General features: G+C 51.6%; 12 protein-coding genes. 10 read left to right on the top strand and 2 right to left on the bottom strand.

From position 1 onward, the window contains the following. Positions 1-142: 142 nt before the first annotated feature. The gene (gene ppsA / locus AC0QH1_RS19055; protein WP_324632850.1) at positions 143-2,665 is read left to right on the top strand and encodes a phosphoenolpyruvate synthase; all 2,523 of its coding nucleotides are present in this window, start codon (positions 143-145) and stop codon (positions 2,663-2,665) included. Between the two features lie 369 nt (positions 2,666-3,034). Here the strand turns inward: ppsA and AC0QH1_RS19050 are convergent, their stop codons facing one another. After that, positions 3,035-3,358 carry a Uma2 family endonuclease gene (locus tag AC0QH1_RS19050; RefSeq protein WP_324632849.1) on the bottom strand — a complete coding sequence of 108 codons (324 nt, stop codon included), beginning with the start codon at positions 3,356-3,358 and terminating at the stop codon, positions 3,035-3,037. A gap of 187 nt (positions 3,359-3,545) precedes the next feature. Further along, a complete protein-coding gene (locus AC0QH1_RS19045) occupies positions 3,546-4,718 on the bottom strand; it encodes a helix-turn-helix domain-containing protein (RefSeq protein ID WP_324632847.1) in 1,173 nt (390 codons plus the stop codon). A 1,344-nt stretch (positions 4,719-6,062) separates the two neighbouring features. On the opposite strand from AC0QH1_RS19045, the gene AC0QH1_RS19040 reads away from it, so the two are divergent. The 9 genes from AC0QH1_RS19040 to AC0QH1_RS19000 all read left to right on the top strand — a co-directional run bounded on the left by AC0QH1_RS19040 (position 6,063) and on the right by AC0QH1_RS19000 (position 14,318). Continuing rightward, positions 6,063-7,064, top strand: coding sequence for an L-lactate dehydrogenase (locus tag AC0QH1_RS19040; RefSeq protein ID WP_324632845.1), 1,002 nt, complete (start codon positions 6,063-6,065; stop codon positions 7,062-7,064). A 659-nt stretch (positions 7,065-7,723) separates the two neighbouring features. After that, positions 7,724-8,365 (top strand): DUF6391 domain-containing protein, encoded by a 642-nt coding sequence (locus tag AC0QH1_RS19035; RefSeq protein ID WP_324632844.1) that lies wholly within the window; start codon positions 7,724-7,726, stop codon positions 8,363-8,365. 112 nt (positions 8,366-8,477) lie between these two features. Then, the gene (locus AC0QH1_RS19030; RefSeq protein WP_324632843.1) at positions 8,478-8,858 is read left to right on the top strand and encodes a photosystem I reaction center subunit IV; all 381 of its coding nucleotides are present in this window, start codon (positions 8,478-8,480) and stop codon (positions 8,856-8,858) included. Between the two features lie 3 nt (positions 8,859-8,861). Then, positions 8,862-9,728 (top strand): DNA-formamidopyrimidine glycosylase, encoded by an 867-nt coding sequence (locus AC0QH1_RS19025; RefSeq protein ID WP_324632842.1) that lies wholly within the window; start codon positions 8,862-8,864, stop codon positions 9,726-9,728. A gap of 227 nt (positions 9,729-9,955) precedes the next feature. Next, the gene (gene ndhO / locus AC0QH1_RS19020; protein ID WP_324632841.1) at positions 9,956-10,171 is read left to right on the top strand and encodes an NAD(P)H-quinone oxidoreductase subunit O; all 216 of its coding nucleotides are present in this window, start codon (positions 9,956-9,958) and stop codon (positions 10,169-10,171) included. A 26-nt stretch (positions 10,172-10,197) separates the two neighbouring features. Continuing rightward, positions 10,198-11,175, top strand: coding sequence for a malate dehydrogenase (gene mdh / locus AC0QH1_RS19015; protein ID WP_324632840.1), 978 nt, complete (start codon positions 10,198-10,200; stop codon positions 11,173-11,175). A gap of 155 nt (positions 11,176-11,330) precedes the next feature. Next, a complete protein-coding gene (locus AC0QH1_RS19010; protein ID WP_324632839.1) occupies positions 11,331-13,307 on the top strand; it encodes an AAA family ATPase in 1,977 nt (658 codons plus the stop codon). A gap of 489 nt (positions 13,308-13,796) precedes the next feature. Beyond that, positions 13,797-14,027 carry a hypothetical protein gene (locus AC0QH1_RS19005; protein ID WP_324632838.1) on the top strand — a complete coding sequence of 77 codons (231 nt, stop codon included), beginning with the start codon at positions 13,797-13,799 and terminating at the stop codon, positions 14,025-14,027. A gap of 108 nt (positions 14,028-14,135) precedes the next feature. Beyond that, positions 14,136-14,318 carry a hypothetical protein gene (locus AC0QH1_RS19000; protein WP_324632837.1) on the top strand — a complete coding sequence of 61 codons (183 nt, stop codon included), beginning with the start codon at positions 14,136-14,138 and terminating at the stop codon, positions 14,316-14,318. The last annotated feature ends 174 nt before the right edge of the window (positions 14,319-14,492 follow it).

Raw genomic sequence — 14,492 nt, 5'->3', positions numbered from 1 at the left:
AAAAATAAACATTTTGTTAAGCAGGAAAAGAAAAAAATTGAGTTATGATACGATAGAGAAAGAAACGAAAGACTTGTTGAAGAGAAAAGACATTTGTCTTAAAGTTGTTAAAACGAGCATCAGTTAACGGGAGACGAATTCTATGGTTTCTACAGCGCCAGAACAACAATCCAAAGGTTCCAAGGAAACAGCATTAGTGCTGACCTTTGAAGAAGTCGGGTTAGCCGACCTCGCCTTAGTGGGAGGGAAAAACTCCTCCTTGGGTGAGATGATCCAACAGCTCGCGTCCAAAGGCGTCAACGTACCCACCGGTTTTGCCACCACCGCCTATGCCTATCGATATTTCATTGAAAAAGCCGGGTTGGAAGACAAGCTGCGGAAGTTGTTCTCCGACTTAGATCTCAACGATTTGAACAACCTGCGGGAACGGGGAAAGCAAGCCCGGGCAATGGTGATGAACACGCCGTTCCCGAAAGAACTCGACGATGCGATCGCCGAAGCGTATTTGAAGTTGTGCGAAAAATATGGCAGCAACACCGAATTTTGCAAGCGGTTCGGGCCAGAGTACCAAGAAATGTGCGAGCGCTTCAGCACCGACCTTGACGTAGCCGTGCGTTCCAGCGCCACCGCCGAAGACTTACCGGATGCCAGCTTCGCCGGACAGCAAGAAACCTACCTGAACGTGCAAGGCGTGAAAGGGGTACTCGAAGCGTGCCACAAGTGCTTCGCCTCCTTATTTACCGATCGCGCGATTTCCTACCGACACCAATACGCTGAAAAACGCGAAGACTTCGACGAATTCAGCGTTGCCCTTTCCGTCGGCGTGCAAAAAATGGTGCGTTCCGACTTAGCAACCTCCGGGGTCATGTTCTCCATCGACACCGAAACGGGCTTTAAGAACGCCGCCTTAATCACCGCCGCCTACGGGTTAGGGGAAAACGTGGTACAAGGTGCCGTCAACCCCGACGAATACTTCGTCTTCAAGCCCACCTTAAAAGAAGGCAAGCGTCCGATTCTGGAAAAACGCTTGGGCAGTAAAGAAATCAAGATGGTGTATGACGTGGGCGGTTCCAAGCTCACCAAGAACGTCCCGGTTCCCGAACCCCAACGCAATCAATATTGCATCACCGATGATGAAATTTTGACCTTGGGTAAATGGGCCTGCATCATCGAAGACCACTATAGCGCCGCCCGGGGCAAAGAAACCCCGATGGACATCGAGTGGGCGAAAGACGGGATTACCGGCGACTTATTCATCGTGCAAGCGCGTCCGGAAACCGTGCAATCGCAAAAAGCCGGCAACGTCATCCGCAACTTTAAACTCAAAGGCACCGGCGATGTGGTTTCCCGGGGTCGCGCCGTGGGCGAAATGATCGGCCAAGGTAAAGCGCGCGTCATCCTCGACGTCCACAAGATCGACGAATTTAAAGAAGGTGAAGTGCTGGTCACCAACAAGACGGACCCCGACTGGGAGCCGATTATGAAGAAATCCAGCGCGATCGTCACCAACCAAGGTGGACGGACTTGCCACGCCGCGATTATCGCCCGGGAAATGGGTATTCCGGCGATCGTCGGTTGCGGAACTGCCACCAGCGACGTCAAGACTGGAGAAGAAATCACGGTTTCGTGTTCCGAAGGGGAAGAAGGGAAAGTCTACAAAGGCATGATTCCCTTTGAAGTCGAAGAAACCCAAATCGACAACTTACCGCGCACCAAGACCAAAATCTTGATGAACGTGGGCAACCCGGAAGAAGCCTTCGGTCTGTCCTCCATTCCTTGCGATGGTATTGGTTTGGCTCGTTTCGAGTTCATCATTGCCAACCACATCAAAGCTCACCCCTTGGCATTGATTCACTTTGACAAACTCGAAGATGAATCCGTCAAGAAAGAGATTGCCAAACTCACGGCATTGTATCCCGACAACAAACCGGAATTCTTCGTAGACAAACTGGCACATGGTATCGGCACGATCGCCGCCGCCTTCTATCCGAATCCGGTTGTCGTCCGCATGTCCGACTTCAAGAGCAACGAATATGCGAACCTGTTAGGCGGTAAGCAATTCGAGCCGAAAGAAGAAAACCCGATGATCGGCTGGCGCGGTGCCTCCCGTTACTACGACCCGAACTACGCCGAAGCCTACGGGTTGGAATGTAAAGCCCTGAAACGGGTTCGCGATGAAATGGGTCTGACGAACGTGATTCCGATGATTCCCTTCTGCCGCACCCCGGCTGAAGGTCGCAAAGTGCTAGAGACGATGGAAAAATTCGGTCTCAAGCGCGGCGAAAACGGCCTGCAAGTGTACGTGATGTGCGAAATCCCCAGCAACGTCATTCTGGCGGATCAGTACAGCGAAATCTTCGACGGCTTCTCCATCGGTTCCAACGACCTGACTCAGCTCACCTTGGGTCTCGATCGCGACTCCTCCTTGGTGGCACATATCTTTGACGAACGCAACAAAGCGGTTAAAGATATGGTTCAAATGGTCATCGAAAAAGCCAAGAAGAACAATCGCAAGATCGGTATCTGCGGTCAAGCACCGTCCGACTATCCCGAATTCGCCCGCTTCTTGGTGGAACTGGGTATCGACTCCATCAGCTTGAACCCCGACTCCGTGATGAAGACCCTGCTCGACATTGCCAAGTTGGAAGAATCGCTGAAGAAGTAATTCCTCTGTGTAGTCGGGAGACCTAACTCTCCCGCTACGCCAAAATAGTCCGCTGCGGCGGGCTATTTTTTTTGGGTTTGGTCAGGGTTGGTGCGCGACCCCCGAGGTGGATGGGATGATGTTCCCACGAATTGCAGGGCGGGGGTCACTCACCCTACGGTTGACAAAAAAAGCGCTCGCGTTATCCAATCCGCCAAAGTATAAGAAAATTTTATCGCAAAACTCGTCAAAATTTCTCGATTTTGTGGTATTCTAAACATAATGGAAAAGGTGCGGCCATATATAGGCTAAATTGGTATTTTTTCAGTTTGAGTTGCTTTTTAACCGATGATTGTTGCACCAGGGTGAATTCACACATTTACCCCCAACCTAGGGAATCCCGGCTGACTGGAAAATCTGCGCCGGTGTGATTTGCAATTCTACCAATAACGAATCGGTTATTACTTCATCGCCGCCTTTCGTTTGTGGGGGGCGATCGGGATAGAAAATGGTCGCGGTTTTCGCTTTCGCATCGATAACCCAGACGCGAGAAACCCCCGCATTTAAGTAATCTACCGCTTTGGCGCTGATTTCGCCAAAGGTTTGGTCGCAAGAAATAATTTCGATCGCCAATTCTGGGGGGACGGGACAAGGTTCATCCAGGATCCGATCGCGGCACAGGCGATCGTGCGAAACGTAAAGCCAATTAAACAATAGTACATCATCGGGATATGGCAGGAGATAAAGGGTCTTCGTCGCTCCCGAGGAACGATTTAGGTATTATAACAGGATTGGGTGTGCGCGATACCGAGGAAATCGCCCCCTTAAGAAAATTGTAACCTTCAGGGGGCGAGGGAGGGTAAACACTCACTTGGGCAATGCGATCGCTCATTGCTGAGGATTACACCTGGAGTATTTTATGAGTTTCCGCGACTTTCTCCTCGGACTCTTCAAAGTATAGACGCTCCTCCAATTCAAACTCGCTGATTCCTAAGATTTCAGCAGCCGATCCCAGGGAAAGCTTTTCTGATGCAACTGCACGATAAGTAAGTTCGATAAAAATGCGTGGCAAACGGTCTTCTATCGTCATAAATGGCCGATCCGATTCATTCGGTTTAGGGGAATAGCCGAGCATTTGGGCTAACACTTCCGGCTGCACTTTATTCCACCGTTCCGGAGAGCCGGTTAAGCAGGATTCTTCCTTCAATCGATAAAGCATCGTTTCATAGCTTACGCCAAAATAACGCGCCAGATGGATTGCATCTGCCGGATTGGCAACTGCCTTGATTTGATGAGCTTGCAAACGCTCGATTAACGCCTCAGAAGGAATGAGGAAATAGGCGGCAAAGCGGTTAGCAAATGTCTCCAGAGAACGGGTATCGTTTTGGCGGCAAAAAATAGCGGGCCAGTGGTTTTGGTAGAGACTATGAGCGAATAAATGCCCTAAGGTCAAGTGTCGATCGCTCCTGGATAATTCTTCATTCAAAACTGCAATATATCCCAGGTTTGGGTGAAGGAAAAACAGTCCACGAATCGCGTTTGCTTCTTGACCAAAGGGAAGCATAAAAATATGGTAAGTCCGGCTTTCCAAGAAACCTCGCAAATCCAACAGGGGTGCTATTCCCAAATGGTAATGAGATCGCGCCTTTTGGGCAGAAGCGATCGCCGTCTGCGCTTCAGCCAAGCGATCGTCGGGAACCGGAGGAAACGGTGAGTGAGGAATACCCGGAAACGGAATTTCCATCCGCATGTATAATTCTTCTAGAGCCGACACCTTTTCCATCAGCCGTCCAATTCCCGCCTTACTGGAAGGAGAAATATTCTGTGAATCGAGACGCAAGGCATCTTCCCAGTCTCGCGAGGGAATTTCCGCCTCGAATATATAGCGAATCGGAACTCCGTACAGTCGTGCCAAACGCTCTACAGTCAAAGCGTCCACTCGGCGCTTACCGCTCTCGTACTGGTTGAGAGCAGATGGCGTGACATCAATCAGTTGAGCCGCCTCGGTTTGAGTCATTTGCGATCGGTCGCGCGCCAGCCGCAATTGCTGACCTAACTTTTCGTAATTCATCATTTTAATTTAATGGTATCGTTTCGCCAGATGCCAGAGTGTATCACCGATTACCCCGGATCCAGCCAAAGAGGGTCTGCCTCGGTGGATCCTTCGGTGGGGGATAGATCTGCCTCTGTGAGCTTCAAAATTCTGCCCTAGGAATGACAGACATCATACTTCAGGCGAGAGGGGGATTGACCGAATCTGCGATCGCGGGCGATCGAAGGTTCGGAAACAGCCATCGGCTATGGGATCTGGGCAAATGGTTTCATTTCCAGCCTCCCAACGTTTTACAGACCTCTACCAATGATTATAACGCTGTGTTAAACTAATGGCTATATAAAATTGCATTTTAACAATGTTTTTGAAATTTTCCATGAACAATCTAATCATAGATACAGTTGTTCTACGGGTCATGAGCTTCGCTCATCCGCAAGGAATAAACATCCTCCTAGAAGCGCTCGATGTTTCCTCTGCGAGGTTCCCCGCCAAAGTCTACAACCGAGACGACGAGAGTATCCCCTCGAAAACAATGATGAGGGGTTAAGTGAATTCGCGCGGGGTCTGCGCTACGCCAAGCGCCAGACTCTAGCTCAGTCTAAGCGTTATCAAACCCTCTTGGAAAATGCAAGGCAATTAGAGGAACACTTCGATCGCGGTACTCTGGTTGTGGATCGATTAACTGTAGAAGAACTCGATCGGCGAGAGATACTTCGTCAAAGATATCCCATCGATGCGATGTCGGGGAAGCGGCTTGTTTGGTGTTGATACAGCGTTACCCAAACGATGCCGTTTTTATATCTTTCGACGATCGGGCTTGCGAGGTGGCTTGCGATCTCGGTATTTCTTATCTGACGCGCGGCGATTTTTTTGAGGCGTGGATCGATCGCTGTGAGCCGATAGTGGCGGAATTTGATGCTTTAGTTCAGGGGATGAAAAATGCGAGACATCAATTGAACTCATCGGAGTTGGAACGATTACGAAGCCGACTTCATCCATAATAACGGGAAGCTGGGAGTCCAACCCCCAGGGTTTTTTCCTCGCACTTCGCCTTTCGCTGATGGAGATAACAGTTTTCCGCTGCTTCCCCTAACAAGAGCGCGATCGCCTTATCTACGCCATTCATTTTTAGCATAAAATTGAAACCAACCCTCACCCTGTAGGCTGCAAAAAACCACCCACTGACTCACTCGCATGGGGAACTCCGCCCACCAGATCGGGGGGTCAAGCCGCGCGATCGTTCTGGTCGGATTTTTCATCATAACTCATTCCCCTGTGGCATCGCCCTCCCTCTTGAGAAGGGTGCGAAATCAGTGGAAAAAGACTATCCTAACGGGCAGAAGTCATAGACGGAAAGAAAAGGTAATGTTCGAACATTTATTTACCCCTTTAGGGGACGCTGGTGCAGAAGGGATGAGCAATCGTCGTCCCGTTAAGGGAGTGATTATTGGTGCGGGTCAAGTGGGGATGGCTTGCGCCTATTCCCTGCTGATTCAAAATACCTTAGACGAGATGCTGTTGGTGGATATCAACCAAGAAAAGTTGAAAGGGGAAGTAATGGATTTACTCCACGGGCTGCCCTTTGTGTCGCCCACCCAAGTGAGAGCGGGAAGCATAGAAGAAAGTCAGGATCCGGATGTGGTGGTGATTACCGCCGGGGCAAAGCAAAAACCGGGGGAAACGCGGTTAGATTTGGTGCATCGCAATGTGGAGATTTTCAAAAGCTTGATTCCAGATGTGGTGAAATATTGTCCCAATGCAATTTTACTCTTAGTGACGAATCCGGTGGATATTATGACCTATGTCACCTTGAAATTATCGGGCTTTTCCAGCAATCGGGTTATCGGATCGGGGACGGTGCTGGATACGGCACGCTTCCGGTATTTATTGGCGGATAAGTTACAAATCGACCCGCGCAGTCTGCATGCTTATATTCTTGGGGAACATGGGGACAGCGAGGTGCCGGTGTGGAGCAAGGTGAATATTTCCGGGATGAATTTGTGCGGGGAAGCGGGAATCGATGATTGTTCTACGGAGAATGCCAATCTGCTGCAGGATATTTTTTCCCAGGTGAAAAATGCGGCATATGAAGTGATTCAGCGCAAGGGGGCGACCTCTTACGCGATCGGGTTGGGAGTGACGCAGATTTTACAGGCGATGTTACGCAATCAAAACCGGATTTTGACGGTGAGTTCTCTGATTAATGGCATTCACGGGATTAATGATGTGTGCCTGAGTTTACCTGCGGTGGTAAATCGCCAGGGAGTGACGCGCATCGTAAATCTCACTATGACGCCGAAAGAGAAAGAACTGCTGCAAAAATCGGGGGCGGTGATGCGGGAAACTATCGATACGCTGAATCTGTAATTGCCATTTTTTGAATGAGCGATCGCAATTCTCTCGGTACAAAAATCGCTCGCAGTCAGGACACGGCAGTGCCGTGTTCCGATATTATATCATAGTTACCGGGATAAATGGCACAAAATTTAGTCTGCGTAGGCAGACTATAGCGCTGTTGTCCCGGGCCACACGAATGCCTGTGCCTCGGCGCGATTTCAATCCCCCGCTTCTTCGATTCCGGTGAGGAGGCGGAGCCTCCGGGGATAAGTTCCCTGGCTTTACCAGGGAACGAGATAAAATTTAGTCCGCGTAGGCGGACTTTGCCGGCCCAGGCGCGATTTCAATCGCCCGCCTCTAAATTCTTCAAAAGATACCCTCAGATTAAACAACAAAAAATCAGGGTTCGACGCTAACAATAAATCGGGGATTAAAGCGGCGATTTAATGATAAAATAGGCAAACAGCGGATAATAGATTATAGGTAACGGGTCACAGAGAGGGGGGTGAAAGACAGCCGAGGAATTTTTATCGACAAAGGGGGCAATTGAGGGGAGAAATTTACAAAAACTAAGGGCAAAAAATGCCGAAAAAAAAGGCGCGATCGCCGGTGCGTGCAGACAGACTCGTTATCCTAGTGGTTAAGATGAGAAAAACTGATGCGTTTCAACCCTTTGGAGACTTGCTGCGATGACCAACGCCACTCCTGCTTCCGCCCCGGCGAATCAGTTGCCGTTTGAATTTGCTCCGCAACCGACCCAGGATGCAGATTTACTCGCGCAACTGCCCTTTATCCCCGGATTAAAAGAACTGCTAGCCGTGCGGCAAGTTCATGCCTTAGAACATGCCACGGTGTGGGTACTGAGCGAAGACCCGAATACCTCCGAGGTGGGGGTTGCTGCAGCGCCGCGATCGCGCGATAACCAAGGCTTAGGCGGAATGTCCACCGATCGCGGATTTTACCTTTACGGCGAAGTAAACGCTGCCGATGTCCGACGTGCAGCGCATCGCGCCCTCGATCGCCTCACCCGAGGAGAATGGGACCTCGCCGTGCATCCGCGCTGCGGCACCAATCTCTCCGTCGGAATGCTACTCACCGCCTCTCTTGCCTTTGGGCTGACGATGGTGTTGCCCCGGGATCCCCTGTCCCAACTCTTGGGCATTGGCGTAGCTGCCACCACTGCCTCCCAACTTTCTCCCGACGTGGGAATCGTTGCCCAACGGTACGTGACCACCGCCATTCCCTTTAACCTAACCATTGAAAACATTTCCCCCATCCGGGACATGTGGGGTCGCCCCGGGCACTTCGTGGAAGTGCGCTGGCGGGAATAGTTAACAAAACTTAAAGATGAAAGGGTGCCAGACTCTCCCGAGAGAGTAGTACGCTGAAAAACAATTCTCCTTTAACTTGTTGTTGTTGCATTCATAAAAGGGAAAAGCACTCATGGTTCAACGTGGTTCTAAAGTCCGCATCTTGCGCAAAGAGTCCTACTGGTATCAAGACGTCGGCACCGTAGCCAGCGTAGACCAAAGCGGCATCATCTACCCGGTGATCGTCCGCTTTGAGAAAGTCAACTACGCCGGCGTCAACACCAACAACTTCGGCGAAGATGAAGTAGTCGAAGTGGAAGCACCGAAAGGCAAGAAGAAAACTGCTGCCACGGGCGGTGGGAAGCAAACCACCACAGCGGCGGGGGCGCGCAAAACCGGCGCTGGTGCCCCACGTGGCAAAGGTGGCGGGGCGAAGGAAACCGCCGAACCCGAAACCGGGTTGGGTAGCACCAACGTCGAGGGCGATCCCAATCAGGGAACTGACGCCCGCTAACTGGTGCCGGAACTGCCAGAAGTCGAAACAGTACGCCGAGGTTTAACCGAATTAACCCTCGGCGAAACCATACGGGGGGGAGATGTGTTGCGATCGCGAACCATTGCCCACCCGGTTTCTGCTGTGGATTTTTTGGCAGCACTGGAAGGTTGCGCGATCGCTTTCTGGCACCGACGCGGAAAGTATTTGCTCGCCCAACTGCACCGACCCTCTGCCAACTCCTCCCACACACCGGGGGGTTGGCTGGGGGTTCACCTGCGGATGAGCGGCCAACTGCTGTGGCTCCATCCCCAGGAGGCCCTGCAAAAACACACCCGAGTCCGCATTTTCTGCACCGGCGATCGCGAATTGCGCTTCGTAGACCAGCGCACCTTCGGCAAAATGTGGTGGGTTCCGCCCCATACGGCCCCAGAAACCATCATCACCGGCCTAGCAAAACTCGGCCCGGAACCCCTTTCCCCAGACTTTTCCCCAGACACCCTGCGCCACGCCCTGCACCATCGGCGCAGACCCATCAAAACCGCCCTGTTGGATCAATCCATCATTGCCGGGTTGGGCAATATCTACGCCGATGAAGCGTTATTTCTCAGCGGTATTGCGCCCACCCAACTGTGCAGCGACCTGACCCCCACCGACATCGATCGCCTGCACCACAGCATTATCCAAGTCTTGCAAGAAGCGATCGCCGCCGGCGGTACCACCTTCAGCAACTTTCTCAACCTCCTCGGCGTGAACGGTAACTATGCCGGCGTCGCCTGGGTTTATAACCGCACCGGCCAACCTTGTCGCCGCTGTAGCACCCCCATCCAACGCCTGAAACTCGCCGGACGTTCCACCCATTTTTGTCCCCACTGTCAGCCCCAGGGGTGAATGGAGAATCCAGCGCCCGGGAGGCCAAACCGCCCGCCAAAATGTAAAAAATTGTTACGGAATATATCCGAAAGTTAAGAAACCGCCGATCGCCCTCATGCAACCTGCCCCAATTATGAGTGGCATAGACCAAACCCGATAGGCAAAAAAGCGCCCGGGCGAAGCGAGAGCGCCATCGGGCATTAAAATAGTCCCCAGAAACATTTCTAAACATTACCCAGACAATTATGGCCGTCAAAAGAGGAACTAAGGTTCGCGCCGTGCGCGAAAAGTTAGAAAATAGTCTAGAAGCCAAAGCCAGCGATTCGCGTTTTTCGCCCTATATCTTTGAAACCAAAGGCGAAGTCCTAGAAACCAAAGGGGATTATGCCCTAGTGAAATTCGGCCAAGTCCCCACCCCGAACATTTGGCTGCGGATCGACCAACTGGAAGAATTCAAATAAGCACTCCGCCAATCCCAAGGGAAATTATGACCTCTGCCCCCTTCCGTCCCCAGTTTTGCAAAAGTCCCCGCGTCTCGATTATTGGTGCGGGAAAAGTCGGCAGCACCCTAGCCCAGCGCGTCGCCGAGAAAAACCTCGCCGATGTGGTGATGCTGGACGTAGTGAAAGGAATGCCGCAAGGGCTAGCCCTAGACTTGATGGAAGCCAGGGGGGTAGAACGGCACGATCGCCGGATTGTGGGCACCAACGACTACGAGGATACCGCCGAATCCGACATCGTAGTAATTACGGCAGGGCGTCCGCGCAAACCCGGGATGAACCGGGATGACTTAATCGAAGTCAATGCCAAAATTGTTGGCGAAGCTGCCCAACAAGCGATCGCGCGATCGCCCGATGCCATCTTAATCGTCGTCACCAATCCCCTAGACGTGATGACCTATGTCGCCTGGGAAGCCACCGGGCTTCCCAGTCGCCGCGTCATCGGTATGGCCGGCATTTTAGACGCCGCCCGCTTTAAAACCTTCGTGGCGATGGAATTAGGGGTTTCCATCCAAGAAATCAACGCAATGGTACTCGGCGATCATGGCAACTTGATGGTGCCTTTAGCGCGCTACTGCACCGTTAGCGGCATTCCTCTAACGGAACTGATGGATCGCCCCACCATCGATCGCCTAGTGGAACGCACCCGCCACGGCGGCACGGAAATTGTCGAACTGATGCAAACCGGTAGCGCTTACTTTGCTCCTGCCTCTTCGATTTGCCTGACCATCGAAGCCATATTACTCAACCAATCCCGCATCGTTCCTGCTGCTGCCTACCTCGAGGGTGAATATGGATTGAAAGATCTATTTCTCGGCGTTCCCTGCCTGTTGGGATGTGGTGGAATCGAAAAAATTATCGAACTCGACCTCACCGATGAAGAACGCCAAGCCTTTCTCGCTTCCGGTAAATTAGTTTGCGAACACCTAGAACAAGCCAAAGCAATTCTGGGTAAAAGTTCCTAGAGCATCGGGATTAAGAATTGAGAATTTGGCTCGATTTTCGCGCCTTGTCTTTTCCCGCGCGAGTGCCAACGGGCAGGAACTCTGGTAGCGAATAGGTCTTCGCCGTTACGTCAGGTTTCGGAAAAAAAGAGGCACACTTTAATTAGAACCCGAAGATGGCTTCGACCCGCCAACACCAGCACTTTGCTATGCCCAGTCGTTCGATTTCTTCCATCAAAGCACTCAATGCGGCGATCGCCACGGACAATCCGTTTCCCCTCTCGGCGCGCGTCAGCGATCGAGAAATCTGGGGATCGCAGCTACCCAATCTATCCAGCTTAAACGATTGTGCCACTCGCGTGGTCCTGCAAGCCCTGCAGCAAGCGCGCCAGGGGCAATCTCCCCTCAATTCGATCGCCGTACTCGGCAACCCAGGCACCGGCAAAAGCCATCTGATCGCTCATCTGCGCCATCAGGTGCAACGAGATGCCCGGGCGTTGTTTGCCTACATCAATGCCGGTCAGTTTACCGACATCAATCTGCTGCGCTATCAGTTTTTGCAACGAGTGGTAGAGAGTTTGCGCCATACCGGGAGTGGCGGCGTCATGCAGTGGCAGTGCTTAGCCGCCGCGATCGCCTCTACAGCGCTGCGATCGCTCCATTGCGACCCCCGCATCCTTTCTCCCTCGGAACTTTCCGCCAAACTCAATGCCAATTCCCTGGCCAAAAATCAAGCCTGGGTCGATCGCCTTACCAATGCCCAATTCCTCCTCAAACCCAACTTCGGCGATCCGGATTTAGTGCGGGCGATTATTTGGACCTTGTGCAACGCCCAAGCTCCCTATAGCATAAAATGGCTTTCCGGTCAAGAAATTGGCCAAGCCAAAGCCGAGGAGTTGGGATTGCCCAATCCCCCCCGGGAGCATCGGGATGCGGATGCCTGGGAGAATCTGGTGCATCTGTTCGAGATAATTAGCGCCTATTACCCCTTGATGATTTGTTTTGACCAGGTGGAGGCGAGAGATAAAAGCGAGACGGGGTTGAAACGGGAACGAGTGGTGGCGAGTTTGATTAAGCGGATTTGGGATACGGTTCCGAGGGCGCGCCTCGATCGCGGGATTGTCATCCTGAATGTGATGACAGAAGAAACCTGGAAAACCAGGGTAGAACCCCTTCCCCAAGGAATTTCGGCATATCTGTGCAAGCACAAAGAACCGATGCAGTTACGGGCGATCGCCGGGGAAAATGTAGTAGAGTTGGTGAGGCAGTGGTTGCAAGGGTATTATCGTCGTCACAATTTAACTCCGCCGACGCCGATTTATCCCTTTGACGCCGGTCAACTGGAAGCCCTGGCGCGCGAAAAGCTGACCCTGCGCGAGGCCCTGGAATGGTGCGCGGAAAATTTCCGCCCGGTGGAAGATGACCCCTTCGAACAGGTGGAAACTGCCTGGGTTTCAGCGATCGCAGCGGTGGAGAATCCAGAGATTTTTGCCGATAACGCCCGGATTGGCGATGCGCTTTACTTCGCGTTTTACAGCGCGGTGGGAGAGGAAATTGGCGAAGTGACGATTCACGACGTCAGCGATGAAATTCAGCGCCATTACCGCAATGGGGGGTATTTGAATTTTAGAGCGCTGGGATATGGCGCGGGCAAGGGAGTGGCGATCGCCGTGGCGGTGTTACAGGATAACCACGCCAAAAAGGTGGAGGCGGGGTTAAAACGGTTGGTGCAATACAATACGTTTGCCCTGACTTGCGGCTGTTTGATTCGCGATCGCGATCGTCCTATTCCTTCCCATTGGCAAGCTTATCGGTATTTGCAACAACTGATCGGCGATCGCGGCGGGAAATGGGTGGATTTGAATCGGGCGGATATCACACCGTTGCTAGCCCTGCGATGGATCCATCAGCATCGGGAGGAGTATGGAATTCAGGAAAACCAAATTTTGGAGTATATTCGCGATCGCCGTCTGGTGGTGGAAAATCGTTTGATGCAAGCGATCGTGCGCGATGCGGTCCCCAGTGGAGAACTTGACGAATTGTTTGTGGCGCAAATCGATGACCCCCTCTGTTTGGAGTCGTCGGAATTCGAGGGAGACGGTCCGGATTTAGCCCAGGTAGATGCGATCGCCGCCGAGGGTTCTCAAGAGTAACGAACTCGCCACAGGGGCGGTTCATTTTCTCCGCCCCGTGGGTCGATTTTGTACCGGAAATTTCATCGACTTATCCGCTTTTTGGCGGCAAAATGGGACGGGAAAACTTAAATCCGATCCACTTGTGCTAAAGTTCCGGATCGGATTGGGGTTGCAGGAGAAGCGAGGGTATTTTTGCCTAAATCCCTACAGGAAAACCGGCGTTTTTTTTCGGAAGAAAGTTAGGGGTTTTCACGGAGGAAAAAGTCGAGAGGGCTACGCTATCTTTGTAGCCTAAGAAACAAGCAAAACGGCGATCGCGTCTTGAGGAAAATAGAAGGCGACAGCTTCAGGGAATGAAGATGTCAGTCTTTTTTTTGAGGACAGATAAAAACCTGTCACAGATGCGAAATCAAGCGGGTGTGTCGGTCTTAGGCTGTAAATAAGAAAATTCGCACCTAGAATTTGGGTGCGGGACTGGTAATATTTTTCACTCGAAGGTAATGAATCATGTCTGTAGGTTGTATTATTTTCCTCGCGATTTCCCTGAGTGCCGGTTGCGTGTCTTGCGACACCCGCGAAGAAATTGCCGCCGTATTGGCGGGATCGATTTCGGCGGTTTGTATGGTGGTTAGCTTGGTGTTAGCCCCCTGGTTGGTGAAGCTGTTGGTGGTGTTTGCCATGTTGGTGGCGTCTAAGCGTCTCATCCCCGACGATCCTCATCATGTTGGTGGCTCATAATAATTGATTTTGCGTTTTGTAAATTTTCCTTTATAATCTGTTACAAGAAAGTCCAAAATCCGTAAGGTATCCCCTTGCTGGTAACGAAGAACAAGAAGAGGAAATGGTATGTCTCAAATATTTCCGGTTATTTTGTTTGCGATCGCCACGATCGCGATTGCTTACTTTCTAGAACTGTTTGGCGTGTTGTTGGGAGGGGTTTGGTCTATTATGGATGCTATCCCCGATTGGTCCTGGACCGTGGTTCTGTTGTTGATGGTGATTGCCACTTATCGCGCTTTACCCGAATAGGTTACCGAGAATCGGCGTAAAGCCCCCGGATTTATCCGTGGGGATATAAGCCGAGCGACTGACCCAGGGTTCCCCGCAATTATATTCGTTGGACATTATAAGGCTTTGTGCTGTATAATATCATAAGGAGGTGAAGAAAATGTTTGGATGCCAACAAATTTTAATGAATCCCAA

The organism is Phormidium sp. CCY1219, from assembly GCF_055795085.1.
Note: the sequence above shows the minus strand (reverse complement) of the source record. Positions and strands in the feature narration are given on the sequence as shown.